Annotated in this window: 29 protein-coding genes and 1 pseudogene; 14 read left to right on the top strand and 16 right to left on the bottom strand. The window is 55.6% G+C overall.

The annotated features are described in order from the left end of the window. Together MV985_RS02840 and MV985_RS02835 are read right to left on the bottom strand one after the other, a co-directional pair. The coding region (locus MV985_RS02840; RefSeq protein WP_297461263.1) for a hypothetical protein at positions 1 to 731 on the bottom strand (731 nt) is incomplete at its 3' end. A 7-nt stretch (positions 732 to 738) separates the two neighbouring features. Further along, positions 739 to 2,025 carry a hypothetical protein gene (locus tag MV985_RS02835; protein WP_297461252.1) on the bottom strand — a complete coding sequence of 429 codons (1,287 nt, stop codon included), beginning with the start codon at positions 2,023 to 2,025 and terminating at the stop codon, positions 739 to 741. A gap of 306 nt (positions 2,026 to 2,331) precedes the next feature. Between MV985_RS02835 and MV985_RS02830 the strand changes: the two genes are divergently transcribed. The 5 genes from MV985_RS02830 (at position 2,332) to MV985_RS02810 (ending at position 7,049) form a co-directional block, all read left to right on the top strand. After that, on the top strand, positions 2,332 to 3,606 hold the full coding sequence (locus MV985_RS02830; protein WP_297461324.1) for a C/D box methylation guide ribonucleoprotein complex aNOP56 subunit: 1,275 nt from the start codon (positions 2,332 to 2,334) through the stop codon (positions 3,604 to 3,606). 5 nt (positions 3,607 to 3,611) lie between these two features. After that, positions 3,612 to 4,292: a fibrillarin-like rRNA/tRNA 2'-O-methyltransferase gene (locus MV985_RS02825; protein ID WP_297461241.1), complete on the top strand. Its 681-nt coding sequence runs from the start codon at positions 3,612 to 3,614 to the stop codon at positions 4,290 to 4,292. Between the two features lie 121 nt (positions 4,293 to 4,413). Continuing rightward, entirely contained in the window at positions 4,414 to 5,466 is a 1,053-nt protein-coding gene (locus MV985_RS02820; RefSeq protein ID WP_297461227.1) for a hydroxymethylglutaryl-CoA synthase, read from the top strand. A gap of 10 nt (positions 5,467 to 5,476) precedes the next feature. Continuing rightward, complete coding sequence (locus MV985_RS02815; protein ID WP_297461194.1) at positions 5,477 to 6,643, top strand: thiolase domain-containing protein; 1,167 nt, start codon at positions 5,477 to 5,479, stop codon at positions 6,641 to 6,643. Between the two features lies 1 nt (position 6,644). Then, entirely contained in the window at positions 6,645 to 7,049 is a 405-nt protein-coding gene (locus MV985_RS02810) for a Zn-ribbon domain-containing OB-fold protein (protein ID WP_297461177.1), read from the top strand. Positions 7,050 to 7,141: 92 nt separating this feature from the next. Here the strand turns inward: MV985_RS02810 and MV985_RS02805 are convergent, their stop codons facing one another. Together MV985_RS02805 and MV985_RS02800 are read right to left on the bottom strand one after the other, a co-directional pair. Further along, a complete protein-coding gene (locus tag MV985_RS02805; RefSeq protein WP_297461321.1) occupies positions 7,142 to 7,435 on the bottom strand; it encodes a hypothetical protein in 294 nt (97 codons plus the stop codon). Between the two features lie 34 nt (positions 7,436 to 7,469). After that, a pseudogene (locus MV985_RS02800) lies at positions 7,470 to 7,952 on the bottom strand (GNAT family N-acetyltransferase); the annotation flags it as partial. A 70-nt stretch (positions 7,953 to 8,022) separates the two neighbouring features. Here MV985_RS02800 and MV985_RS02795 point away from each other — a divergent pair. Next, complete coding sequence (locus MV985_RS02795; RefSeq protein WP_297461318.1) at positions 8,023 to 8,559, top strand: multiprotein bridging factor aMBF1; 537 nt, start codon at positions 8,023 to 8,025, stop codon at positions 8,557 to 8,559. Here the strand turns inward: MV985_RS02795 and MV985_RS02790 are convergent, their stop codons facing one another. Further along, a complete protein-coding gene (locus MV985_RS02790; protein WP_297461165.1) occupies positions 8,560 to 8,961 on the bottom strand; it encodes a DUF356 domain-containing protein in 402 nt (133 codons plus the stop codon). Between the two features lie 140 nt (positions 8,962 to 9,101). Between MV985_RS02790 and MV985_RS02785 the strand changes: the two genes are divergently transcribed. The 4 genes from MV985_RS02785 (at position 9,102) to MV985_RS02770 (ending at position 13,325) form a co-directional block, all read left to right on the top strand. Continuing rightward, positions 9,102 to 10,805 carry a DUF505 family protein gene (locus MV985_RS02785; RefSeq protein ID WP_297461153.1) on the top strand — a complete coding sequence of 568 codons (1,704 nt, stop codon included), beginning with the start codon at positions 9,102 to 9,104 and terminating at the stop codon, positions 10,803 to 10,805. Positions 10,806 to 10,811: 6 nt separating this feature from the next. Continuing rightward, the gene (locus MV985_RS02780; protein WP_297461315.1) at positions 10,812 to 11,654 is read left to right on the top strand and encodes an ATP-dependent Clp protease proteolytic subunit; all 843 of its coding nucleotides are present in this window, start codon (positions 10,812 to 10,814) and stop codon (positions 11,652 to 11,654) included. A gap of 90 nt (positions 11,655 to 11,744) precedes the next feature. Beyond that, a complete protein-coding gene (locus MV985_RS02775) occupies positions 11,745 to 12,317 on the top strand; it encodes a TATA-box-binding protein (RefSeq protein ID WP_297461137.1) in 573 nt (190 codons plus the stop codon). A 6-nt stretch (positions 12,318 to 12,323) separates the two neighbouring features. Then, positions 12,324 to 13,325 carry a histone deacetylase family protein gene (locus MV985_RS02770; protein WP_297461123.1) on the top strand — a complete coding sequence of 334 codons (1,002 nt, stop codon included), beginning with the start codon at positions 12,324 to 12,326 and terminating at the stop codon, positions 13,323 to 13,325. Positions 13,326 to 13,423: 98 nt separating this feature from the next. Here the strand turns inward: MV985_RS02770 and MV985_RS02765 are convergent, their stop codons facing one another. Genes MV985_RS02765 through MV985_RS02745 form a run of 5 tightly spaced genes read right to left on the bottom strand, consistent with a single transcriptional unit; the run spans position 13,424 to position 17,958 of the window. Continuing rightward, entirely contained in the window at positions 13,424 to 14,038 is a 615-nt protein-coding gene (locus MV985_RS02765) for an indolepyruvate oxidoreductase subunit beta (RefSeq protein WP_297461111.1), read from the bottom strand. Beyond that, a complete protein-coding gene (gene iorA / locus MV985_RS02760; RefSeq protein ID WP_297461096.1) occupies positions 14,035 to 15,975 on the bottom strand; it encodes an indolepyruvate ferredoxin oxidoreductase subunit alpha in 1,941 nt (646 codons plus the stop codon). The genes MV985_RS02765 and iorA overlap by 4 nt, the downstream gene beginning before the upstream one ends. Then, positions 15,976 to 16,437: a PIN domain-containing protein gene (locus MV985_RS02755; RefSeq protein WP_297461084.1), complete on the bottom strand. Its 462-nt coding sequence runs from the start codon at positions 16,435 to 16,437 to the stop codon at positions 15,976 to 15,978. Beyond that, complete coding sequence (locus tag MV985_RS02750) at positions 16,424 to 16,579, bottom strand: hypothetical protein (protein ID WP_297461081.1); 156 nt, start codon at positions 16,577 to 16,579, stop codon at positions 16,424 to 16,426. Before MV985_RS02750 ends, MV985_RS02755 begins: the two co-directional genes overlap by 14 nt. After that, positions 16,579 to 17,958: a CoA-binding protein gene (locus tag MV985_RS02745; RefSeq protein ID WP_297461312.1), complete on the bottom strand. Its 1,380-nt coding sequence runs from the start codon at positions 17,956 to 17,958 to the stop codon at positions 16,579 to 16,581. Before MV985_RS02745 ends, MV985_RS02750 begins: the two co-directional genes overlap by 1 nt. A gap of 176 nt (positions 17,959 to 18,134) precedes the next feature. Here MV985_RS02745 and MV985_RS02740 point away from each other — a divergent pair, with 176 nt between their 5' ends. Both MV985_RS02740 and MV985_RS02735 read left to right on the top strand, forming a co-directional pair. Next, a complete protein-coding gene (locus MV985_RS02740) occupies positions 18,135 to 18,812 on the top strand; it encodes a metal-dependent hydrolase (protein ID WP_297461308.1) in 678 nt (225 codons plus the stop codon). A gap of 51 nt (positions 18,813 to 18,863) precedes the next feature. Beyond that, entirely contained in the window at positions 18,864 to 19,868 is a 1,005-nt protein-coding gene (locus tag MV985_RS02735; RefSeq protein ID WP_297461079.1) for a cell wall-binding repeat-containing protein, read from the top strand. Positions 19,869 to 19,932: 64 nt separating this feature from the next. Here MV985_RS02735 and MV985_RS02730 read toward each other — a convergent pair whose 3' ends face one another. From MV985_RS02730 to MV985_RS02705, 6 genes are all read right to left on the bottom strand, one after another. Continuing rightward, positions 19,933 to 20,085, bottom strand: a complete 153-nt coding sequence (locus tag MV985_RS02730) for a nucleotide-binding protein (RefSeq protein WP_297461076.1) — start codon at positions 20,083 to 20,085, stop codon at positions 19,933 to 19,935. Between the two features lie 57 nt (positions 20,086 to 20,142). Next, positions 20,143 to 20,955, bottom strand: a complete 813-nt coding sequence (locus tag MV985_RS02725; RefSeq protein WP_297461305.1) for a hypothetical protein — start codon at positions 20,953 to 20,955, stop codon at positions 20,143 to 20,145. A 40-nt stretch (positions 20,956 to 20,995) separates the two neighbouring features. Then, positions 20,996 to 21,637 carry a hypothetical protein gene (locus MV985_RS02720; RefSeq protein WP_297461073.1) on the bottom strand — a complete coding sequence of 214 codons (642 nt, stop codon included), beginning with the start codon at positions 21,635 to 21,637 and terminating at the stop codon, positions 20,996 to 20,998. 109 nt (positions 21,638 to 21,746) lie between these two features. Further along, positions 21,747 to 22,619, bottom strand: a complete 873-nt coding sequence (gene speE, locus MV985_RS02715) for a polyamine aminopropyltransferase (protein WP_297461291.1) — start codon at positions 22,617 to 22,619, stop codon at positions 21,747 to 21,749. A gap of 47 nt (positions 22,620 to 22,666) precedes the next feature. Further along, complete coding sequence (locus MV985_RS02710) at positions 22,667 to 23,140, bottom strand: arginine decarboxylase, pyruvoyl-dependent (protein WP_297461070.1); 474 nt, start codon at positions 23,138 to 23,140, stop codon at positions 22,667 to 22,669. Positions 23,141 to 23,217: 77 nt separating this feature from the next. Continuing rightward, on the bottom strand, positions 23,218 to 24,360 hold the full coding sequence (locus MV985_RS02705; protein WP_297461067.1) for a cation:proton antiporter: 1,143 nt from the start codon (positions 24,358 to 24,360) through the stop codon (positions 23,218 to 23,220). Positions 24,361 to 24,469: 109 nt separating this feature from the next. Here MV985_RS02705 and gcvH point away from each other — a divergent pair, with 109 nt between their 5' ends. Together gcvH and MV985_RS02695 are read left to right on the top strand one after the other, a co-directional pair. Beyond that, entirely contained in the window at positions 24,470 to 24,874 is a 405-nt protein-coding gene (gcvH, locus tag MV985_RS02700; RefSeq protein ID WP_297461277.1) for a glycine cleavage system protein GcvH, read from the top strand. Between the two features lie 64 nt (positions 24,875 to 24,938). Then, the gene (locus MV985_RS02695; protein WP_297461063.1) at positions 24,939 to 25,277 is read left to right on the top strand and encodes a hypothetical protein; all 339 of its coding nucleotides are present in this window, start codon (positions 24,939 to 24,941) and stop codon (positions 25,275 to 25,277) included. Positions 25,278 to 25,684 lie beyond the last annotated feature (407 nt).

Genomic DNA, 25,684 nt, shown 5'->3' with positions numbered 1-25,684 from the left:
CTGAGCGGATTGAAACACTTGTTTTCTCTGGGTGTGGCCCAAGGCTCGGTCTCTTCGAAGCCTTTTACCTTGACAAGAGTATTGAACCTCCATATTACTCTCTCGATGGGGCATGTACATGCCGCGTTCAGTTCCACGAGCGCTTCACTGAATAGGTTGTAATCCTTAAAGTCTGTCCATTCCTTTACAGGCGTTAGAACTGAGAGCTTCCAGGTTGCATTGGTCATTGGGATGTACTGGATCCCAAAGTAGACATTCCCAGGCGGCAGTTCCAACTCTCTCGCCTGTGGCCAACACTTCCGCTGGTGTACCGGCAAGGTTTCGCTCCCTAGGTCGGGCCAGTAGTAACTATTTCCGCTTTTATTTGAGTCGGACACAATGTAAGTTGTGAAACCTCCTATGGAACAAGGTACCGTCAGGTTAAACTTTTCCGGCCAGTACGCAAGATAAGCTTTCCAGCCCTCTGGTTCTCCTGTTGTGCGGTTTATTGGCGGGTATATTATGAAACGATCATTGAACATTGTTTTTGGGTCATTAATAAGCATGATTGTCTGTCCTATCCACTGCCCGAGATGCTCTTTTTGGGTATTCCCATTCAGATTAAGATTGCATGTTCCGTCTACCCCGTTCGGATCATAGAGGTTAAAAGTGGTGTTTAATGCCATTATCACCCCCAATGCAGCTAAAAAAATTAAAAAAATGAAAATTCCAGCGAGTTTAAGTTTTTTCATGTGCCCTTCACCCCTTGTAAATGGGTCTGACTATGGTTAATGCCGGATTGTTAATGCTTCCGAGATATATCCATGCAGTATATGGGCTGTCTACGGTGGTGTGAACGTAAATATACTTGGAACCGTCACTGTATGCCTTATATCCTGTAACAGTGACTGAATGATATACACCAAATCCCTGGGACGGCCACCTAAACGTGCCATCTTCACTTTGTCCACTACTGGAGGTTAATATTGCCGGCCTATTCATATCGATTTCACTTTTGACATACGTGTATAACTGAAGATTTGTAGAGGGATACAGTGTGAATGCATCATAGTCATATTTGGGTTTTCGGTATATTGATCCCTCATTGTAAACTTCTAATGCCTTTTCATAAAACTGCTCAATTCCCGGTGCAATATTTGAGGTACTTGTCCACTCCCCTTGCGTTTGCATGGTCATGTGGAGTATGTCTATAACCGCTTCGCGATACCAGCTGTCGCGATACTGGATTTCATAGTATGCTACTATCATTGAACCAGCTATCGGAGCACATCCATCGTAATCTGTCCAGGGATCAGGATTGGGGCCCACGAATGAGTAGTATCCACTTGATGACAAAACTTTTGGAACGAGGATGCTGTTGGATCCTGGTGGGCTTGGATCAGCTCCACCACTATCGGTAGAGGTCCATGAAGGTACAGTATAAAGCACTTTATATTCTGTTGCCGTTGCAGTAGCCCCAAATGTAAATGTCTCTGATACTTTTTTGTCCGTGAGCATCTTTGTTTGCAACACTTCCCAGCCTCCAGCATTTTTGGGTATATTGCCTTCAATTGAGAGTTTGTAGGTGTTTGGTTTTCGGTACTCTCTGCCTTTCATGTCCACAACCTTGTCTCCAGCTAGGATGCCGTAGTTTAACCCGCTGAAGTATGCAAAGTGGTAGGTTTTTACTCCTTTCCTCGCCGCGAGTTCTTTCACCAGGTCGCTTGGGGTCTTCTCACCAAAGCCCGCCTCCAGGATTGCCGGTGGCAGGTTCCTGTTGGCAGAAACGATTATGTATCCTATGGTCTTGCCGTTCCTCATCATTCTGAATTCGTAGGCTGCCAATCTACTGTCAGGGAAGTAGAGGGGTGTTGGGTTGGTTGGAACTGCCCCGTTGAATTCTGGGAACTTGTGGAGTTCCCTGAGCGCGAGTGCCTTGACTGTGGCTAAGGGCACTGCCTCCGGCTTGTCAACCGGTGCCGCCGTCACGACCCCCCCCAACAGGAGGAGTCCGACAAGTAATACTATCGGGACTTTCCAGTCCATAACCTGCACCTCCAATTCCATAACCTGCACCTCCAATAGGAGGTTGCGTTACGAAATATGCCGTTAGATTATTTAACCCTTTCTATCACTCAAAGTGGGGTTCTGGCTAAAACCAAGTTATGTCAAGGCGAACCACATACGATTTTATATAATACCCACTACACGGGGTTCTTAAAATCTCAAGATAACAGCGCTCGTTGACTGCCGGGGACTCCAACAGAAGTTGATGCAAAACGAATACACGCAAGGGTTTAAAACTCCCAACCCTTTTATACTCCAGGTACAAAAACCAGAAGGGTGATGACGATGAAAGCTTACATCGCTGAAAACGTTAGGGGCGTTTACGCCTTTGACGAGAACGGTAACACCGTCGCAAACAGGCCGTTTTCAAAGAAACCAGAGGTGAGCCTCGATAAGCTGCTGAAGGGCGAGCCCGTGGAGGAGCTCATCGAACTGATGGAGGGGCTCGGGGAGAAAGGCTACACCGAGTTCGTCGTGGAGGACACGGAACTCGCGAGGAACCTTAAGGAACTCGGATACAATGCGACGGCGGAGTTCCCGAACGTGGCCGGGGAAAGGCTCCGCTCAAACCCGGAGGAGTTCCTCGGGGAGAGGTGGTTCGACGAGTACTTTACAGTGGGTGTGGCATTAACCAGGCTTCGGATACAGGAGCAGAGCGGCGCGCGCGACAAGATGATAATCCAGGCCATAGAGGCACTGGACGACATCGACAAGGTCGTGAATTTACTCGTTTCCCGCCTGAGGGAGTGGTACGGTCTCCACTTCCCGGAGCTTGACGAGATCCTGCCGAAGCACGAGCAGTACGTGGCCTTCGTGAGCGCGGTGGGTTCGAGGGAGAACGCGACAGAGGAGAAGCTCAAAGACCTTGGACTTCCCGAGTCGAAGATCGAGAAGATACTGAAGGCAGCGGAAAAGTCAATGGGTGCTCCCCTCGGCAAGTTTGACGAGGAGATAATCAGGAAGCTCGCCCGGGAGATAAACGATCTCTACAAACTAAGGAGGCAGATAGAGGACTATCTCGAGATGGCCATGGACGAAGTAGCTCCTAACCTCAAGGCCCTCGTCGGAGCAAAGCTGGCCGCGAGGCTGATGAGCCTTGCCGGCGGTCTCAAAGAACTCGCGATGATGCCCGCCTCAACAATCCAGGTGCTCGGAGCGGAGAAGGCTCTGTTCAGGCACCTCAGAACCGGCGCGAAACCTCCAAAGCACGGTGTCATCTTCCAGTATCCGGCTATAAACCGCTCGCCCTGGTGGCAGAGGGGCAAGATAGCGAGGGCTTTGGCCGGAAAGCTGGCCATAGCGGCGCGCGTTGACTACTTCTCGGGCGAGTACATAGCGGAAGAGCTGAAGCAGGAACTCGAAAGGCGCATACAGGAGATAAAGGAAAAGTACCCGAATCCGCCAAAGAGGAAGGCAAAGCCCGAGAAGAAAAAGAAGGAGAAGCCCAGGGGCAAAAAGAAGGGCAGGAAGTTCGAGAGGAAGGAGAAGGTCAAGGGCAAGAAAAAGGAAAAGGGTGGAAAGGACAAGAAGTCTAGGAAGAAGAAAGCTAAGAAGAGGTGATCGAAATGAAGGTTAAGAAGCACAGGTTTCCGGGCGTGTACATCGTCGTTGACGACGACGGAAGCGAGAAGATAGCAACCAAGAACCTGGTCCCAGGCCAGAGGGTCTACGGCGAGAGGCTGATAAGGTTCAACGGAGAGGAATACAGGATCTGGAACCCGACGAGATCGAAGCTGGCGGCCGCGATCCTCAACGGCCTCAAGAACTTCCCGATAAAACCCGGTTCAACCGTTTTATACCTCGGAGTGGCGAGCGGAACGACCGCTTCGCACGTCAGCGACATAGTCGGATGGGAGGGCAAGGTCTTTGGAGTGGAGTTTTCGCCGAGGGTTTTGAGGGAGCTCGTCCCCATAGTGGAGGAGAGAAGGAACATTGTCCCCATTCTCGGCGATGCGACCAAGCCGGAAGGCTACCGCGCCCTCGTCCCAAAGGTGGACGTCATCTTCGAGGACGTGGCCCAGCCGACTCAGGCGAAGATCCTCATAGACAACGCGAAAGTATATCTCAAGAGCGGCGGCTACGGCATGATCTCGGTCAAGAGCCGGAGCATTGACGTGACGAAGGAACCGGAGGAGGTTTTTGAAGAGGTCGAAAAGGAACTCTCCAGATACTTCGAGGTCGTGGAGAGGGTCTCGCTTGAACCCTACGAGAAGGACCACGCGCTGTTCGTTGTCAGAAAACCCTGAGACCCCCTTCAAATTTTTATCGCCGATCGTCGAAAAAGGTTTTTACTTTCACCGAAAGGCTTTTATAACTTCTCCCTGAACCCCATGCGATGTTACTCTCAGCTCTTGTGGGTGGTACGCCATGGGAAAACTCCTGAAACCGAACCGCGAGGTTGGTATCGTCGGCTACGGCGCCTACGTGCCGATGTATAGAATAAGAGCCGAGGAGATCGGAAGGGTCTGGGGGGTTTCGAGGTTCCCCATCGAAGAGAAGGCCGTTCCGGGTCTCGACGAAGATGCACTCACGATAGGACTGGAGGCAGCAAGGAACGCTCTGAGGAGGGCCGGTGTTGATCCCGAACTGATAAGGGCCGTATGGTTCGGGAGCGAGAGCAAGCCCTACGCGGTGAAACCAACGGGGACCGTCATAGCCGAGGCCATAGGGGCGACGCCCGACGTGAGCACCGCCGACTTCGAGTTCGCATGTAAAGCTGGAACCGAAGCGCTTCAGGCGGCGATAGGATTCGTCGGTTCGGGAATGGCGGACTATGCGATGGCCATCGGTGCCGACACCTCCCAGGGGAGGCCAGGGGACCACCTCGAGTTTACCGCCGGAGCCGGGGGTGCTGCTTTCATAGTCGGCCCGAAGAGCTCCGAGACCCTTGCCTACTTCGAGGCGAGCTACTCCTACGTGACCGACACTCCGGACTTCTGGAGGAGGCAGCACGAGCACTACCCGAGGCACGGCAACAGGTTCACCGGTGAGCCTGCCTACTTCCATCACATAATAAACGCCGCCAGAACGCTGATGGAAGAGCTCGGCTACTCCCCCAACGACTTCGACTACGCCGTCTTCCACCAGCCCAACGTCAAGTTTCCCCTCACCGTCGGGAAGATGCTCGGCATCCCGAGGGAGAAGATCCTCCCCGGACTGCTGACGGGAATCATCGGCAACACATACAGCGGCGCCACGATGGTCGGTGTCTCGGCGGTTCTCGACATAGCAAAGCCCGGCGACAGAATCCTGTGGGTCTCCTTCGGTTCGGGAGCGGGAAGCGACGCCTTCAGCGTCGTCGTTCAGGACGCGATAGAGGAGAAGAGGGATTTGGCTCCAAAGACCATGGACTACGTGAACAGGAAGAGGTACATAGACTACGCCCTCTACGCGAAGGCGAGGAGGAAGTACATCGTTTGAGGTGGTCGAGATGAGGAAGGCGGTCATAATAGGCGCCGGAATGGTTCCGGTCAGCGAGCACTGGAAGCTCTCACTCAGGGACATGGCCGTTGAGGCACTCCTCAACGCGATGGACGACGCTGGAATCGACAAGGTGGATTCCCTCTACGTCGGGAACATGGCCTCCGGTTCGTTCGTCGAGCAGGAGAACCTTGGCGCGCTCATAGCGGACTGGGCTGGTTTGGGGCACATACCAGCGGTTAAGGTCGAAGCGGCCTGCGCCAGCGGCGGTGCAGCCGTCCAGGAGGGTGCGAAGGCCGTCATGAGCGGCCTTGAGGATGTGGTCGCCGTCGTCGGCGTCGAGAAGATGACGGATGCGTGGCCGAGCGACGCGACACGCTACCTAGCTTACGCCGCCGATGCTGACTGGGAGCTCTTCCACGGGGCGAGCTTCGTAGCTTTGAACGCGCTCATAATGAGGCTCTACATGAAGGAGTACAATTACACCGAGGAAGATCTGGCACTCTTCGCGGTCAACGCCCACGCCAACGGTGCCAAGAATCCCTACGCGATGTTTAGAAGGCCAATCAGCGTTGAGACCGTCATGAAGAGCCCCTACGTTGCCGATCCGGTAAAGCTCTTCGATGCATCGCCGGTCTGCGACGGTTCGGCAGCTGTGATAATCACCACACCGGAGAAGGCGAAGGAACTCGGCGTTCCGAAGGAGAAGTGGGTCGAGGTGGCGGGAATGGGCAGGGCCATAGACACTATCAACCTCGCCAACAGGGAGGATTTCCTGACGTTGACGGCCGCCAAGATTGCAGCTGAAAGGGCCTACGGAATGGCCGGGGTTACCCCGAAGGAGGTTGACTTCTTCGAGGTTCATGATGCGTTCACCGTGATGGCCGCTTTAAGCCTTGAGGCCCTCGGCGTGGCGAAGAAGGGGGAGGGCGCCAAGCTAGCCAGAGAGGGTCAGATAGCGATTGACGGGGATTATCCAATACAGACGATGGGCGGACTGAAGAGCAGAGGCCACCCGGTTGGAGCTACCGGAGTTTACCAGACGGTTGAAGCAGTACTCCAGCTCCGCGGTGAGGCACCCGAGGGGATACAGGTCCCCGATGCTGAAATTGGCCTGACCCAGAACATAGGTGGTACCGGCTCCAACATAACGGTCAACGTCCTCAGGAGGGTCTGAAATGGGGAAACCGATGCAGGTTTCCAGGTACTGGAGACACTTCCCCGAAAAATACGGATTAATAGGCGGGAAGTGCGAGAACGGCCATCTGATGTTTCCGAAGAGGGAAGTTTGTCCTGTCTGCGGCTCAAGGAAGGTTGAGGAGCACCGGTTCAGCGGAAAGGGTAAGGTGGTGAGCTGGACGATAGTGAGAAACCCGCCGAGCGGGTTCGAGTACTACAAACCCTACCCCCTCGCCCTGGTTCAGCTCGAGGAGGGGCCAGTGGTTTTGGCCCAGCTGACCGATGTTGACCCGGGGGAGATCGACTTCGGCATGGAGGTCGAGATGGTCACCAGAAAGGTCAGGGAGTTCGACGAGGACGGGCTAATCCTCTACGCCTACAAATTCAGACCGGTTCTGAAGTGAGGAATCGGTCCACCCTACTTTTTCTTTCGGTACTTGAGCTGGATAGCGGAAGCCGCTGAGAGGAGCGGGGAGATAATGGAAGATGCGGGGCCTCAAGCCCTCTCTATCTTCATCCTATCCCCGCTCTCGAATTCCATCTCAAGCTTTCCGCGTTCCATTCTGACCTTCACGCCGTCGACAACAGTCTCTATCTTCCCCTTCTCGGCTTCAACCCCGAGCATCTCCGCGATTTCATTGACGCTCTTGAGCGAGCCGTTTATTGTGGTCTCTATCGTCTCACCATCACTCACGATGGTGACCCTCAGCTTTCCCTTTCCCTCCCGTATGAAGCTCTCCTCCTTCAACTCCCTCACCCTCTCCGGCTGGGGCGGTTTTATGCAGGGCATCATCATCACCCCCGTAAACTCGCCCCGACCCTTTATCATCCTTTCGGATATCCCTGATCATCCTCACCCATATCCCGTTCTGCCCCGCTCTCCTGAAGCCGTGGGCTTTGTAGAACCCGATCGCTCCTTCGTTCTTCTCACCGACCCAGAGTTCCACCCTGTCGTTGTGTTCTCCCAGGTAATCGGGGCACTTTTTCATCAGCCTGCGCCCTATCCCGCGCCCCTGGAACTTTTTGTCCACCGCGAATTCGTGTACCGCACCCACGGTTTTTCCCTCCTGCCCGCTGTACCAGTCGTTATCGCAGACTATGAAACCAACTATCTCGTCGCCGACCTTCGCCACGAAGAAGCCGTCTTTTGCCCTGTTCCAGCACCACCGCAGGTAGCGCTTGGCATATCTAACGCCTTCGCCACCGTACTCCCGCATTCCCTCGTAGGCACTCATGTAGATTTCCACGAGTCTTTCCAGGGTCTTTTCGTCAAGTTCCCGAAGGCGCTCTATCCTCACTTCCGGCATCGGAATAAGCTCATCGTGGGGTTTAAAAAGCCTGACTCCGAGCCCCAGGTAGAACAAGAGGGTGATGATGATGGCGAAGAGCAAACCCAGATACTGCGAGATATGCGGAGCGCCGATAAGGGGACAGGGTCACAGAATAAGAATCGAGGGCGCGGAGGTTCTCGTCTGCGACCGCTGTTACGAGAAGTACGGGGGCAAGAAGCCCGGAACCTTCAGCATAATGCCAACGGGAAGGCAGCCGAGGAGACGAACGTACTCAAGCCCGAGACCCAAGCCTGCCCCAAAGCCCCGGAAGGAGAGACCGCTCTACACCGAGGAAATCGTTGAAGACTATGCCGAGAGGGTTTACCAGGCCATACAGCGTTCGAAGAAGAGCTACCAGGAGCTGGCCCAGGAGATAGGGCTTTCAATGAACGATCTCCGCGCTATAGCCCACGGCCACCGCGAGCCAACCATAAAGGAGGCCAGGAAGCTGGAGAGGTACTTCGGGATAAAGCTCATCGAGAGCGCGGAGACCGAACCGGTGGAGAAGAAGACCATTCCGAGGGACTATGAGCCTACCCTCGGCGATATAGCCAACGTCCGGATCAAGAAGCGGAAGAGGTAACTAAAACCCTCCCCCCAGTTCCTTCTTTCCGCGCCCCCCTGTTCTGGTCTTCTTCGGCGGATGGAAACCGCGGAGCTTCTCAAAGGTTCCCCAAAGACGCATCAGCTCCTCCCAGGCCTCGCTGTCGGGCGGGATCACCAGCACGTGGGCGGGGGGATGTATGTCCCGCAGCCGGCCTATGGCCTTTGAGGGCGGGAAATCCACCTGCGCAACGACGTGGGCCCGAAACCTCCTCCTCGGCTTCTCACCGCTCACCCTCTCAACGACCCAATCCGAGAGGGCGGGGGGAATTATCCTCGGATCGCCCCTTATTCTCATTCCGCCGTAGCGAACGAGGTCCGCTAGAGCAACGCTGGCCTTCTGAAAATCGTCGGCCCTAACCAGCACGATCGTGTTCCTCATCCTTTCACCCTCAGGATCTGGGTTCGTTCCCTTTTAAAGCTTGCCGGATTTTAGTAACCGAAATTTTTAAAAACATTCTGTTCTTAAAAAGCTCGCAGAGTTTTTAAGGGGTTGCCCTTAAATCCCACGGAGGTGTTAAAATGTACTTGAAGAAGAGACACATCGAGATCCTCAGGGAAATGGGAAAAACGGAGAACCGGGCTGAAATTGAGAAGAAGCTTCCGGAGGAGTTTCAGATAAGGGCCATAGAGCTCTACATCCTCGGCTTTGCTGAGCTCGAGGGTGGAACGATAAAGCTTACCGAGGCGGGCAGGAAGCTCCTGGAGGTCACCGCGGGGCTCAATCTCGACGAGCTTCCGGACGTCATAGCGGACAGCGAGATAATCAAGATGCTGGAGCTCCTCGAGGAGACCGGGAAGGTACCCGAGAGGTGGCTTGAGAAACTGAAGGAGAGGAAACTGGCCGATGAGAGCGGTCTCACCGAATTCGGAAGGGCTCTCCTGGAGATATACCGCGAGACCCACCCCGTCGTCTACCTGACGCCGGAGATAGTGTCCTTCCTCCACGGCATGCCCAAGCTCGGCACCCTCGACGAGCTCGTTACCTTCAAGAATTCGAGGCTCTACGGGGACAACATAGTCAACGCCCTCCAGGCGATGAGGCTTCTCCTCATCTCCCCGCCGACCGAGAAGGGAAGGGCCTTCGCCACGACGCCCGCTGCAAAGCTCGCGCTCAAGGCAGTCAGCATGATCCCCGTCTTCGCCAGGGCGATAGTCCTCAGGAAGGAGGACTTCGAGATGCTGAAGGCCGGTAAGAGCAGCGCGGAACTCGAGAGCATGGGGCTCTCCGATGAGGGTGGAACCACCGAACTTGGAAGGGCCATGATGGAGACCTACGAGGCGATGGGGAAGGTTGAGAGGAGGGCCCTTCCGATATACCTCCTGGATGACGAGCTTTCCGTCCTCAAAGGAATTCAGGAGATCGAGAAGAAGTACGAGACGAACCCGGATATACTCCCGACCGAGAAGGAGATCGGGAGAAGGGTTGAGGTCGAGGATCTAGGTGCCATACTCCACCTCCTCGAGAGCAAGGAGCTCATAGAGAGGAGGCTCATAAAGAACAAGGACACCTACTGGCTAACCGACTGGGGCAGGGAGGCCATAAACTTCGGAACCGTCAGTCCCGATGCGATGAAGGCGATAACCTACGCCGAGAGCGGCGACGTGCCCATAGCCGAGTGGGTGCTGAAGGGCCAGGAAGAGGGCGTCGTGAAGTACGGCGTGACGGACAAGGGCAGGTTCTACCTCAAACTCAGCAGGGGAATAAAGAGAAAGCCCTTCATCACGCGCTATGATGCCGCCATACTCGCCAAGACCCCGAGAAAGAAGTACATACACCGCGACGAGCTCGTTGAGCTCGTTCAGAACTACGTTGGTGGCGAGGAGAAGGAAATCATCAGGGCTATCGGAGAGGCGGAAGCTAAGGGCTTCGTCGTCGAGCTCCAGAACGGCATGGTGAAGCTCACGGACCTTGGGGACAGGGTGAAGGCCGCCCTCGAGAACGCGAAGCTCCAGGAGATAGTCAAGGTCAAGTTCAGCGTTACGCCAACGCTATACAACGTGCTCAAGGTCATCCACGACAACCTCGAGGTCTTCAACAGGATCTGGAAGGAGAAGGGTGAGATCAGGGGGTACAAGATGGAGGAGGTTGACGTCATAAGAAAGCACCTCAGCCTCAGCGACGACGAGATAAAGAAGGCCCTGACGATGCTTCGAGAACTCGGATTCCTGGGAACGAAGAGCCTCACGGAGGGCGGAAGGCTCCTGATTAAGGCGTATTCGTGAGGTGGGATTATGAGCGACGCCGGATTTTGGAGTTCAATGTTCTGGCTTTTGTTTTTCCTTTACCTGCTGCTCTGGCCCCAGATGCAGTTTAGAAGCCTCCAGCTTGCCAGGGCGAAGCTGCTGAAGAGGATAGCCGAGAAGCGCGGTTCGACGGTAATAACGATGATCCACAGGCAGGAGAGCATAGGCCTCTTCGGGATTCCCTTCTACAAGTTCATAAGCATCGAGGACAGCGAGGAAATACTGAGGGCCATTCGGAGCGCGCCCAAGGACAAACCGATTGATTTCATCATCCACACCCCCGGGGGACTGGTTCTTGCGGCAACCCAGATCGCCAAGGCCATCAAGGATCATCCCGCCGAAACGCGCGTTATAGTGCCACACTACGCCATGAGCGGTGGAACCCTCATAGCCCTCGCCGCCGACAGGATAATTATGGATCCCCACGCGGTTCTTGGGCCGGTTGACCCGCAGCTCGGTCAGTATCCGGCACCGAGCATAGTCAGAGCTGTTGAGAAGAAGGGATTTGAGAAAGCGGATGATCAGACGCTCATCTTAGCGGACGTCGCGGAGAAGGCCATCAAACAGGTCAGAGACTTCGTCTACAGCCTCCTCAAGGATCGTTACGGCGATAAGAAGGCGAGGGAACTTGCCCAGATCCTCACGGAGGGCAGGTGGACACACGACTATCCGATAACGGTAGAGCACGCCAGGGAGCTCGGACTCCATGTGGAGACCGACGTCCCGGAGGAAGTTTACGCCCTCATGGAACTCTACAAACAGCCCATGAGACAGAGGGGAACGGTTGAGTTCATGCCCTACCCCACCAAGCAGGAAACCAGGCGCTGACGCCATCCTTTCCTTTTCACCTAAACCTTTAAAAACTCCCGCGGGTCATTTATAAAGGGTTTTTAAACCCACCATCGGGAGGTGTAAGCCGTGGTTGATATGAGCAATGTAAAGCTCAGGATCGAGAACATCGTCGCTTCTGTTGATCTGTTCACGCAGCTCAACCTCGAGAAGGTCATTGAGATATGCCCGAATTCGAAGTACAACCCGGAGGAGTTTCCGGGAATAATCTGCCGCTTCGACGATCCAAAGGTGGCACTTCTCATCTTCAGCTCCGGAAAGCTCGTCGTCACCGGGGCAAAGAGCGTCGAGGATATAGAGAGGGCCGTCAACAAGCTCATCCAGATGCTCAAGAAGATTGGGGCGAAGTTCCACCGCGCGCCGCAGATAGACATCCAGAACATGGTCTTCAGCGGTGATATAGGCATGGAGTTCAACCTCGACGCGGTTGCGCTCAGCCTGCCCAACTGTGAGTACGAACCGGAGCAGTTTCCTGGGGTTATCTACCGTGTTAAGGATCCCAGAGCGGTGATACTGCTCTTCTCCTCCGGAAAGATAGTCTGCTCCGGGGCAAAGAGCGAGCACGATGCCTGGGAAGCCGTCAGAAAGCTCCTCCGCGAGCTGGAGAAGTACGGTTTAATCGAGGAAGAGGAAGAATGGTGAGGGCCGTTGGCCTTCCCAATCCTTTACTCCCCCCTTTTCCTTGAGCACCGGCCACCCGGTCCACATCCTGAGAATCCGGACAGGCTTCTGAAGGCCATCGAGGGCCTCAGGAGAAGGAACCTCTGGAGGAACGTCATAGAACCCGAACCCGTCCCGGAGGAGGAGCTCCTCAGGGTCCACACGCCCGAATACGTTGGCCTCGTGAAGTCCATCAGGGAGTTCGCGTACCTTGACCCGGATACGTACGTTTCTCCGGGCACGTGGAGAGCTGCCCTGAGGGCCTTTGGGGCCGCTGGAAAAGCCGTTGAACTGGCACTCGATGAGGGGGGACTTCACCTCGCCCTGGTCAGACCCCCAGGACACCACGCCGGAAGGTCCGGCAGGGCCTTCAACGCTCCAACGCTGGGCTTCTGCATATTCAACAACGCGGCCTACGCCGCGAAAGTGGCCGAAGAGAAAGTTGGAAGGGTTCTCGTCATAGACTTCGACGCCCACCACGGCAACGGGACACAGGAGATACTGTGGGATGATAGTAGAGCGGTTCACGTGGACCTCCATGAGCGCGATATCTACCCCATGACCGGCTACGAGTACGATGTCGGCGGGAAGGGGGCGGAGGGGAGCAAGATCAACGTTCCGATGCCCCCGTACTCCGGTGACGACGACTACGTTCACGCCTGGGACGAGATAGTCCTGCCAGTACTGCGTCAGTTCAGGCCGGAGCTGATAATCATCTCTGCAGGCTTCGACGGTTTCAGGGGAGAGGGTCTTACAACCCTGGGGCTCACAGAGGTCTTCTTCGCCCACGCGGGGGCGACGCTGTCCGGCTATCCGCTCGCGGTGATCTTTGAGGGGGGCTACTCGATCGGCCTTGAGAGGGGATTGCCGGCCTTCATTGAGGGTTACCTTTCCGGCGAAGCTCCTCCGATGAAAGCGCTCCCGTCACCGGAGACCATCAGGATTGTGGAGCTGGTTAAGAGAATCCAGAGGGAGTGGTGGGTGCTGTAGCTTGCTGGGGAGTAAGTTATAATGGAATGCGCTGTTGGGGAAAGGACGGAAAACTGTCAAGAGGGGGATAAAACCGGGAGAAAGCGAAAAGAGGGGCATCAAAGCCCCAGCAATTCTTTCGCAGCCTTCACGCCGAGGTCGAAGGCCTTCATGTTCATGTCCACGGCCTTCGGCGGAACGCTGAGCCTTATCACTTCCCTGACGTGCTCCTCATCGAGCGGGAACTCAGGTATCTGGGTCAGCGCGCCGATGAGTACTGTGTTGGTGGTTATGGCGTGGCCCGCTTTTATCGCCAGTTCCTCGGCGTTAAATCCTATCCACCTGGCCCTGAAGTCCTCCTCGACTACCTTCCTTATCTCCTCCAGGCTGGGATAACGGGCCTGACCCATGGAGACCTGAACCGGAACGATGGGCTTGGTGTTTGTGACTACCATTCCGCCCTCCTTGAGGTGGTTGATGTACCTCAAAGCCTCAACAGGCTCGAAGCTCAGGATGACGTCGCCCTTTCCCTCCGGAACCATCGAGCCGTAGACTTCCTCACCGAAGCGGACGTACGAGACCACGCTTCCAAAGCGCTGGCTCATTCCGTGAACCTCACCCATCCTTACCTTATAGCCGGCGCGAAGGGCGGCCCATCCGAGTATGTTGGCAGCTGTCAGAACACCCTGGCCGCCGACACCGGTGATGACTAGGTTGTACTCCTTAACCTTCATTCGTCTCCCCCCTCTACGGGCTTGAAAGCACCGAACGGACATATCTGCGCACATCCGCCGCAGCCCCAGCACATGCTCGGCTCAATCCTGGCCTGCTTCTTCTCCTCGTCCCAGTAGATTGCCGGACAGCCGTAGGCGTTGATACAGATCTTACACCCGGTACAGGCGTCCTCGTCAACGTAGTAGATGGGCCACTTCATTCCCCTTCTGCGCATCTGTCCTATCTTGTAGAGGGCACAGATCTGCCTCGAGACGACGACGCTTACCCCTTCGACCTCGAGGGCCTTCTTTATGGTCTCGTAGGTGGCCTTTATGTCGTAGGGGTCAACCACAGCCACGAAGTCCGCGCCCATCGCCTTTGCAACGTCCTCTATGGCTATCCTCTTGCCCGGACCGTGGGGCGTCTGGCCTGTGCTTGGGTTCGGCTGATCGCCGGTCATGGCCGTGACGAGGTTATCGAGGACGACTACGAGGATGTTGGAACGATTATAGATCGCGTTGGCCAGAGCTGGAAGGCCGGTGTGGAAGAACGTTGAATCACCGATGGTGGCCACTATGATCTTCTTCTCTTTCTTCCTCTGCTCCTCGCTTATTGAACCGTGCTGGGCTATCTCGAGGCCGTGGGCGATGCCTATCGAACCGCCCATCGCAACGGTGGTGTCAACCGTCTGAAGCGGCGGGAGGACTCCGAGGGTGTAACAGCCGATGTCGCTTGGATAGATGCCCCTCGCTCTGGTGGCCTTCTTTATGGCGTAGAAACTGTTCCTGTGGGGACAGGCAGGACAGAGTGAAGGTGGCCTCGGCGGAACGATCTCCAGAGCCTTCTTATACCTTTCGTCGAGTTCCTCGTAGTTGATGGGTGTCGGGAGGCCAAGGAACTCGGAGATCGCCTTAACGGCCCTCCGCGTGGTCATCTCGTAAACCCTCGGCACGAGATCCTTGCCGTGGATCGGGATTCTCAACCCCCTGTCGTAGGCCCAGGTCTTGACCTGTTCCTCAACGACCGGCTCGAGCTCCTCAACGATGAGAACCCTCTCAAGGCCATCCATGAACTTCTCAAGCAGGCCGTAAGGAACTGGGAACGGGGTACCGAGCTTGAGGATCTTGACGTTCTCGACGCCGAGCCAGTGGAGGGCCTCCTTAACGTAGGCGTAGGCAAGACCCGGAGCGATTATGCCGACCTTGGCGTTTTCATTGCCCTCTATCCAGTTGAAGGGCATGTCGTTGAACTCCTCGCGTATCTTCTCGATCTTTTCGAGAATGAGCGGGTGGAAGCGCCTCGCGTTTTCTGGAACGTCCACGAACCGCCGCGGATCCTTTTTGAACTTTCCGAACTTCCTCTTTCCGGCCTTTATTTCCTCGGGGAGTTCGCCGAGAATGACCTCTCCCCTCGCGTGGGAGCTCCTCGTGGTGGTTCTCAGAATGACGAAGTGCTTGAACTTCTCGCTCAGCTCGAAGGCGTACTTCGTCATCTCCTTCGCTTCCTGCGGTGAACTCGGCTCCAAAACGGGAACGTTGGCGAACTTCGCGTAAATCCTCGTATCCTGCTCGTTCTGACTGCTCCACATGCTCGGGTCATCTGCCACCATTATGACGAAGCCGCCCTCCACACCCATTCCAACGGAGCTGAGGAATGTATCCGCGGCAACGTTCAATCCAACGTGCTTCATAGCGGTCATCGCCCTCAGGCCGCTCCACGAAGCCGCGAGGGCGGTCTCGAATGCAACCTTCTCGTTGGTTGAGTACTCCATGTAGACGCCGGCCTTCTTGGCGACTATGGCCATGGTGTCAGTGAGCTCGGAACTTGGGGTTCCTGGATAGGCCGCGTAGACCGCTATGTTCGCCTCGAGCGCACCCCTTGCTATGGCCTGGTTGCCGAGCAGGAGAACCTTCTCCCCCGGCTTGTCCCACAAAACCATGTCGGTAACCTTCGCCATCTAAACGGCACCTCCGGGTATCTCATTAAGGTATTCGTTAAGCTGTGCTTCATCCAAAACATAAAACGCTCTAATACCCATCTTCCTATCACGGGTCACCATATCCTTATCGGACGATATGAGTATTGCCTTGAACTTCTTGGCAGTGGCTATGAAGTAAGAATCCGCAGCCCTCGGATGAATCTTCCGGGCTATCGTCTTCGCATCCTCAAAGATCCAGTCCTCTGAGACCTGAAGAACCTTTGACTCAAGGTATTCCACTGTTAAATCAACTGCCACCTCTTTGCCAGTTAGTCCCTTCACCAAGCTCATGGTTCCAACTACCCCAAGGCGGGGCATTAGTAGGGGGATCCCTTTGGCCTCAGCAGCGGAGATTGCCCTTCTTGCCAGTCTGTTTCTATCCTCTCTATCCCTAACTGGGGGGATGGAGTCTATGAATGCCGGTGTATCAACCACGAGCATTCCGCATCTCCCTTAAGATTCTGTGGGGATCCTCCACCTCTCCTACCAGAGCCTTCATTTTCTCGTAGAGGTCGTTTATAGTAAGGGGGTTGGTGGGGGTCGTGGGGGCTTCCCTCTTCTGGGAATCCGCTTTGACCTCCATCACTCTTCCTCCTTCAAAACTCCCTTTGACCTTGCAAACTCGACGAGGGCGTAGGCTCCAGCGGCCACATCCTCCGGCCTTTCATAGCTCGGAATCCCGTTCTTCTCCAGGAGATCCTTGGCCTTCTCACTCACGTAACCGGCCATGAAGAGACCGAGGACGGGCTTGCCGTTGTTGACCTCCTTAACAGCCCTGATGACTCCTTCCGCGTGTTCGGTTGGCGTCATCCCAGCGAAGGTCGGGACGACGCAGATGCTTATGAGCATGTCAACGTTTTTATCCTGAAGCAGGGCCTTTGCCGTTCTGTAGTAGTCCTCTCCCCTCGCGGAGGCTATCATGTCAACCGGATTTTTGAGGGCAGCCATCGGTGGGAGGAACGAGCGAAGCTCCTCAATCGTCTTCTCCTCGAGGTCGGCCAGCTTCAGCCCGCGTTCGTCTATCTGATCGGCGGTCAAAACTCCCGGACCGCCGGCGTTCGTCATTATGGCGACGCGCCTGCCCTTGGGCAACGGCTGGGTGAAGGCCCTTGCCATGCTGAGCATGCCGTCTATCGTGTCCGCTATGAGAACGCCGCTCTGTTTGAAGGCAGCCTCGTAGATCTTCCAGCTTCCCGCTAAAGAGCCGGTGTGACTTGAAGCGGCTCTCGCTCCGCTCTCGCTCTTCCCAGCTTTGAGCGCTATTACTGGCTTCTTCCCGGTCACGCGCCTGGCGACCTCCATAAAGCGCCTGCCGTTTTTAACGCCCTCGATGTAGAGCGCTATTGCCCTGTCCTCCTCGGTACCAGCTAAGTACTCCATGAAGTCAGCGAAGTCGAGGTCCGCCATATTGCCGACGCTGACGAACTTCGAGAAGCCTATGCCCTCCTTTACGGTCTTGTAGATTATCCCCGCTCCCAAAGCCCCGCTCTGGCTGACGAAGGCTATATCCCCCTTCCTAGCGTCCATTATGAAGGTGGCGTTGAGGTCATTGTGGGTGTTCATTATGCCGACGCAGTTGGGACCGATAAGCCTCATGCCATAGCCGTGGGCGATCTCCACAAGCTCGCGCTCCTCCCTCTTGCCTTCCTCACCGGTTTCACCGAAGCCCGCCGTGATCAGGACTATCCCCCTGACACCCTTTTCACCGCAGTCCTCTATGGTGCCCTTTACGAAGCGCTTCGGAACGACGATCACGGCGAGATCAACCTCATCCGGAATGTCCTTCACGTTTTTGTAGGCCTTAACGCCCTGAACGACCTCGTCCTTGACGTTCACAGGATAAACCTTACCCCCCTTGTATTTCTTGAGGTTCTTGAAGACCTCGTAGCCGAGTTTCATCGGATCGTTTGACGCGCCGATAACCGCTATGCCCTTGGGCCTGAAGAAGTAGTCTAGATCCATCAGCCTCACCGTTAAAATCTCGGTGGAATCGTATATAAGCTTTCCCAAAACGGACAGCGGGGCAAAGAGGGACGTGAATGCGCTTTAATATGACCCCAATGGGCTTAGTTGAACACGAGAAACCCCGGCGAAAGCTTTAAGTAAGGAGAGGTTATTTTAATCTGGAGGTGATGGCGATGGTGAAGGTGCGCTTCCTGGGCCACGCGGCTTTCTCTATAGAGGGGAGCAAGAGAATCCTCATAGATCCCTTCCTCACGGGCAACCCGCAGGCGGCAGCGAAGCCAGAGGAGCTTGAGGCCGATCTCATACTAATAACCCACGCCCACGGCGACCACATAGGCGATGCGATCGAGATAGCCAGGAGAACCGGAGCTAAGATCGTTGCCATGTACGATATAGCGAACTACATCACCGGGCAGGCCAACGGCGAGGTCGAGACGATAGGCATGAACTACGGTCCAACGGAGATAGACGGCGTTGGAATAGTCCAGGTTCCGGCCTGGCACTCGAGCAGCGATGGAGTGCACAGCATAGGCAACGCCTCCGGCTTCATAGTAAAGCTCGACGGGAAGACGATCTACCACGCGGGAGACACCTTCGTCTTCCTCGACATGGGGCTTTTCAATGAGCTCTACGGACCGATTGACCTCGCTCTGCTCCCGATAGGTGGACACTTCACGATGGGGCCGAAGGAAGCGGCGAAGGCGGTTGAACTCCTCAAGCCGAGGAAGGTCGTTCCGATGCACTACAACACCTGGCCCCCGATAGCCAAGGATCCGGAGGAGTTCAGGAGACTCGTTGGAGACAGGGCTGAGGTCGTTATTCTCAGGCCGGGCGAGGAGCTCGAGCTCTGAGCCTCAAAAACCTTTTAAGTGCCCTTTTCTTATCTTTCCCAAGGTGGTCCAATGGAAAGAAGGGCCCTCGCAGTACTCCTGATGCTCATCTTTACCTCGTCCCTCCTCATTCCCCTTTCCTCGGCTCAGACGGGGGATGACAGGCCGAAGTACGACCTCATAATAGTCAGAAACGACGATCTTATAGACTACATCATAGCGCTTCCCTACGCCAAGATGATAGACGCTCCCGTCCTGCCCGTTAACCCCAGGGAACTTGACCCCAGAACCCTTGCCCAGCTTCAGAGCTATGCCCAGTTCGGCTGGAACCACGTGCTCATAATAGGGGATTCTCAGGCCGTCAGTGATAAGGTTCAGGACCAGCTCCTGAGCCTGGGCTTTGTCGTGGAGAGAATAGGTGGCGCCGTTAGAACCGAGACCGCGGCGAAGCTCGCCCTCCATTTCTTCCCCCACGGCGCCAGAACCGTGGTGGTGGCGAGCTCCAGCGATTACGGTTCCGCCCTGGCCGCGGCGAGGTGGGCGATGATCTACGGCTATCCCCTCCTCCTGACCCAGGAGGACACGCTTTCCGACTCAACGGCCGAGGCCATAAGGCGGCTCAACCCCGAACTGGTGGAGCTGATGGGTGCCGGGATGTCCAAGGAGGTCCAGGAGAAGATAGAGGCGATGGGCTACAAAACCTACTGGGTGCGGGAGAACATCAAAATAGAGGTGCCCAAGCAGGAGAAACAGACCAGCTGGACCACCGTGATCATTGCGGTTCTACTGTCCCTCGGAATAGCCGTTCCGGTATCGCTCTACTACGCGAAGAAGCGGTGGTCCTCCAACAGAGTACCGATTGAGGTCCTCACCGAGAAGGAGCGCATAGTCGTCAAGGCCATCCTCGACAAGGGCGGAACCGTGAAGCAGGAGGAACTTCCAGAGCTGACGGGCTATTCCAGGCCGACGATAAGCAGAATCATCCAGGAGCTTGAGAAGAAGCAGCTCGTTGAGAGGGAAAAGGTCGGGAAGACCTTCATAGTGAGGCTCACAAAGGAGATAGTGATGAGGGATTAGCGGTCGGGAAGCCCTCCGCTCATCATCCCTCAGGGTCCTGGCTGTTTCCTCATCCCGCACCGGGTCACTTCCGGAAGAGGTGGCCGTGGGCTTTGTTGACGTGCCTCGTGTACTCCTTCTGAGTGCGGAAGAGCATTCCGCAGCGCGGGCAGCGGTAGTAACGGGTTCCATCGCGGTCGTAGAAGATAATCGCCTTCAGCTCCGCCACTTCCACCACCCCCGAACCGGATGGGGAGCCGGATTTTAAAAGTTTGCGGAAGGGGAAGAAAGGAGATCAAACCCATATTCTGTTGCCCTTCACCTTGAGGTAGCCGAGGGTCTGGAGGGTCTTGAGGAAGTCCTCTATCGCGTCCTCATCGTAGTAGATGTTCACCCTCTCCCGCTCGCCCTCGATCACTATCGGCTCCCTCTCGAGCAGGGCCTCGATGAGCTCGTTTTTCCGCCTGTGCTTCTCGGCCAGCTCGAGTATAACGTCCGCCAGAACGGAGCGGGCTATACCGTCGAAGGTCGCCTCAACAAGGCTCTCCTCGGTGGCGTACTTCTCAGCTATCTCCAGGGCGGCTTCAACGAGCTCTCTATCAACCTCCAGAACCTCGACGTAGTAGTTCTTTTCGAGGGTGTACTCGGTGACCATGCCCGGTTTGAAACGCTTCTCAAGTTCGTCCAGGTATTCCTCGACTTCCTCTATCGGAAAGCGGAGTTCCACTTCAAGGAACTCGAGGGAGGGTTTCTCAAGGAGGACGAGCTTTCCATCATCCTCCTCCACCGCGCCCGCACCGATGAGGGCCGTCACGAGTATCAGCTTGGCAAGGTCTGACTCGCTGAAAACCTCCTCCGCGGTCTTAGTCTCACCGGTTTCCCATCCGGCCATTAGCTCCTCGTACGCCTTCTTCATGTCCTCGAGGCTCTTTTCAATGGGGGTTATACCCTCCGCCCTCTCGAGAAGCTCCCCGTAGGTCCCCCTGATCACGAGGTAGTGCAATATCTCTGGAGAAACCTCTTCCTTCGTCCTGTTCATTATTCCCGCCCTGCTTAGCTCCCTTGACAGGGCGTTCATATCCTCCCTGCTGAGAACCTCAAGCTTCAATTCCCTCACCGTAGAGAGAAGGGCGGAGGATGTTATAACGTTAGCCCTTAAGGAGTTCCAGCAGCAGGGCCTTCAAAGGCCTGTTGGTGAGCTTTTCAACCGTCTCACTGACCTCATCCTCGAGCCCGGGTTTATAATTCGCGTAGAGGTAGAGGGCGTAGGCGTTGAGCTTGGGATCGCCCTCGGCCATCCTCTCGATGGCACTGGCTAAAAGGGGGTTGCCGAGGAGCTCGTCGGCTATGACCTTCATCCGCTCCCGGTCATCCCTCCCAACGGCCTCCCTGAGAGGACGATAAAACCTGTTGAGAAGGATTCTCGCGAGTTTTTCCCTCTCCTCGAGGTCTTCCATCGGAGTGGAGGGCATCTCCCCCCGGGCCAGGAGGAGGTAAATCCCGGGGACAACGAGGAGGACGAGGGCCATGAGGAGGTAAGGCGTTAGCGGAACGTTGAGGTGGTGGGGGAGACGGTTCTTCATAAAGATGAGCGCCAGCGTGCCTGTTATTATCCATGCTCCCATGAGGATGAGGTAGTGGACGGTGTAGTCCTTCCGCCGGATTGTCCTGTACTTGGTGGATGCTCCGATCCCTTCCAGATGGCGCATCCTCTCCTCCGCCATTGAGATCTCGGCTTCGAGGCGCTTAATACGCCTGTCTATCTCCGCTAGAACCCCGTCCTTACCCATTCGCCTCACCGCCCGCTTCCTGCGAGTATTGGATAACTCCCCTCATAAGACTTTCCGGAGTTTCCGGAGAGACGGATTCATCAACGAGGGGGAAGAGAATAGAAAGGGATTACCTGCCCTTTTCCTCGAGGAGCTTCCTTACATAGCGCGGCATCTGGAAGAGCGTCTCGTGCCTCTCCGGGTCGTAGTAGTAGAGATCGAGGTTCCTGGCGCGCTCCAAATCCACCCTCGTGAAGTCTATATCGCCCTTCACACCGACGAGGAAGCTCCAGGGCGATGCGTAGCCGATGACGGGGAAGCTGAAGTAGTAAACCCTGTCGAAGACCTTCTTCATGGCCCTGTAGGCATCGAGGAGCTCGTTGGTGAAGAGGTATACACTCCCCGCCTGGGTGATGTAGATTCCGGGATCGTTGAGCTTCTCGTAGGCGTCGCGGTAGAACTCCTCCGAAAACAGGAGCTTCGCCGGGCCAACGGGGTCGGTCGAGTCGACTATTATGGCATCGAACTTCTCCCCGCTCTCGCGCAGGTACTTCACACCGTCCCCGATTATGAGCTCCGCCCTTTTGCATTCCCCCTTTATCAGCTTGTCCAGCAGGTCTTTGGCGACGTCAAGGTAGAGGTATGAGGCTTCAACGACGCCGTCATCTATCTCCACCATCGTGGATTTCTCAACAGTCTCATGTCTGAGGACCTCTCGGAGGGTTCCGCCGTCACCGCCGCCTATGACCAGGACGCGCTTTGGATTTGGGTGGGCGAGAAGGGCCGGGTGAACGAGGACCTCGTGGTAGCTCTCCTCACCGACCTCGACGAGCTGGATCGTCCCATCGAGGGCGAGCAGCTTTCCGAATCCCTCCGTCTCGTAGATCTCGAGCCTCTGGTACTTGGTCTGGGTCTCGAACAGTCTCCGTTTTACCTTAAAGCCGACGCCGTAGCCCCTCGGATACCACTCGATGAAGGCCCTTTCCTCGTTGCTGTAACCCATGATAACCACCTTCCCAGGTTCTGTCTCACCGTTTTAAAGGTTGGCCGTCAGTAGGGGAACATGACCACTACCGCCAGCGCTGCAGCTGGTCTGTCCCTGACGGTTATGCTCGCGCTCGCGACCCTGAACTCCGCCAGCTTCCAGCCCCTCTGTCTGAATCCCTCTTCCACCATCTTTCTGACCATTTCCTCGGCCTCCTTCTTCGTGCAGTGTCCTGAGTATTCATAGATCAGGCCCCCCTCGTTGTTCTCCCTTATGCCGACTCCCAGGGCCGCGCTTATCGTTGTCCCCGGTTCATCGCTCTCGATGTGCGCGTAGACCGTGGGGAGAAGCATCCCTATAGGAACGTCATGAACTTCGTCCATCCACTCGATGTGGGCCGGGATGACGCTGCTCAGCCTGACGAGGTTAACGTTGCCTATTCCAAGCTTGAGGAGTGCGTTATCGAAAGCATTTAGGGGCGTTGACCCCTCGGCAGAGGCTGCCCCGATGAAGGCCTTTTTGGGTGTCGTCCAGCTCATATTCACCACCCGTCTCCTTTCAAACTATTCCCGGGTCAGCGGGAGGTTTATAAACGTTTCGCGGAAGAAATAGGGGTTTAGGGAACTTTTTTAGGAGGTGATTCCCCCATAGAGAGAAGCCGGCCTATCGTGGCCGCCATGAAGATGCCCGCTATCGATGTGAAGGCCGTCACGGAGTAGAGTCTGCCGTTGATTATACCGTAGCCATAACCTATGTCGGCAACGACGAGACCGAGAACCCCAAAGCTTACCAGTCCCGTTGCCTTTGCGAGGGAACTCCTGGGAGAGCCGTCCCAGGTCAGTATTGTTGTGAGGAGGAAGCGGATGGAGTATATGACCAGCATCAGGTAAACCACCCCCCATCCAACCTCCGCCCGGAAGTTCATGCCGCGCCACGCGAAGAATATGGGCGCGAAGATGCCGTAGGTGACGCCGCTGATTATGGTCTCGAGCCTCTCGTACTGCCTCGTTCCAACCAGGTCGCTGTGGAGGATCAGGCCGGCCAGGAAGCCACCAACGGTGAAGTGCATGCCCACCTCCTCGCTGAGGAAACCGAGGAGCGACGCGAAGATCATGAAGAGCCCGAAGACGGCCTCATCGCTCCTCAGCCTGCGGAGCCTTGTCATTAGCCAGACCTTGTGCTGGATACCTATGGCATAGTTGAGGTACAGGACGATGCCGACGAAGAGGGCCTGCTTCAGTATCGTGACGGTCAGGCCTAGGGGATCCGGACTGGTCTCTATACCCGCGAGAACGTAGACCACCACCAGTATGGCCACCTCGCTTATTATGGCATAGGACAGGGCAACGTGGAGGTAGTCCTCACCGAAGAACCTCTTCAGCCTGACTACTATGGGGGCGCTCGCGATGGCGAGTATCGAGGCAGCCAGAAAGTTGCCGGTGCCCACGGAGTAGGCCGTCAGGGGAAGTGTTATCAGAAACATCGTCACTATGGTGACAATATAGATGGGGAGGGCCTTTCTCCCGCCCATCCTGAGCTCCTCGGGGGTTATCTCAAGACCGGCGGAGATCATGAGGAAGAATATCCCAAACTCGGCCAGGAGGTTCATCTCCTCAGCCGGAACGTCCCTTAGGATGTAACCGAGCAGCAGTCCGGCGGTTATCTCACCCACGAGCCCGGGGTAGCCGATCCTCTCAAAAAGCTCAGCAAGGAACCTGCCCACGGCGATTATGATGAGCACGTAGCCGATTATCTGCACCGCCTCACCCCCGAAGGAGAACGATCCCCTTTGGATTCCCCCGATATAAGCCTTTCCATTTCGAGAAAGGTTTAAATGCCCAAAGCTGTTACACCGTCCGGTGGTGCTCATGATCGAAGTCGGAGAATACAGGGTCAAAGAGGGCCTCTACTATACGAAGGACCACGAGTGGGTTCAGGTTCTTGAGGACGGAACCGTTCTCGTTGGCATAAGCGACTACGCCCAGAAGGAGCTTGGCGATTTAGCGTACGTCGAGCTTCCGGAGGTTGGGAAGGAGGTTAGCAAGGGCGACGTCCTCTGCGAACTTGAGAGCGTTAAGGCCGTTTCCGAGGTCTACGCCCCCCTCAGCGGAGAGGTCGTTGAGGTCAACGAGGAGCTTGAGGATTCTCCAGAGTTGCTCAACGAGGACCCCTACGAGAACTGGATAGCCAGGCTCAAGCCGAGCAACCTCGACGAGGAGCTCAAGGAGCTTATGGATGCCGAGGCCTACGCCGAGTACCTCAAGAGCCTCTGATTCTTTCCATCCCTTCCGATAGACTTAAATCAACCTTTTCCAACCCCTTAGAGGAGGTGGTACCATGGAGGTTCTGAAGGAATGGGACGTTAAGGTTAAGCTGGTCAGGACCAAGAGGGGAGCGATCCTCCACATGATAGAGCTTGAGCCGGGGCACTTCTATCTTGAGCAGAACCCGCTGAAGGATTCCAAGTACGGCGTAGCCTACAGGAAGATAAAGGAGGTCTTTCCGGAGTTCTATATGTTCTGGGAGATAAAGAACAATCGCTACACGGGAAAACTGCTCGCGGGCGCGTTCCTCAAGAAGAGGGAGATAGATGACTTCATAACGCTCCTGGCCCAGAGTGAGGATTTCAAGAAGTTCGAGGAAGTATTTGAGGAGATAGAAGAGCTCGAGGAATGAGCTCGGATCTCTTTTCTCATCATTTGGTCATCAGATACCCTAGAGCTCGTCATCGCTCGTTTTAAGTTTTAGAAAGAGGTTAAAAGCCTAGCGGCTCGGCCAGTATGCCCCTCATCACGGTGCTGCGTGAAGCGCAGTTTCAGTCATCGTGAGGCTCGTCATTGTCTTCCCCCTCTTCCTGCTTCCCTTCATAAACTTCACTGAACTTCAGGGGTTTGGCCTTTCAACTGTCGGGGCCTTTTCTGGACTCGCAGAGAGTTTCCGCGAATCATTGGGGACGCGCGAAGGTTCCGGTCGGTATAGAATGACGTCAAAGCACTGGCTGGTTGTGAAACTTCGCTCGACGAGTTTACCAACATCGAGTCCAACGAGAAGAGGTCAGTCGCGTAGTTTCCAAAGCACTAGCT

Origin of the sequence: Thermococcus sp. (assembly GCF_027012695.1) — an archaeon.
Taxonomy (GTDB): domain Archaea; phylum Methanobacteriota_B; class Thermococci; order Thermococcales; family Thermococcaceae; genus Thermococcus.
Note: the sequence above shows the minus strand (reverse complement) of the source record. Positions and strands in the feature narration are given on the sequence as shown.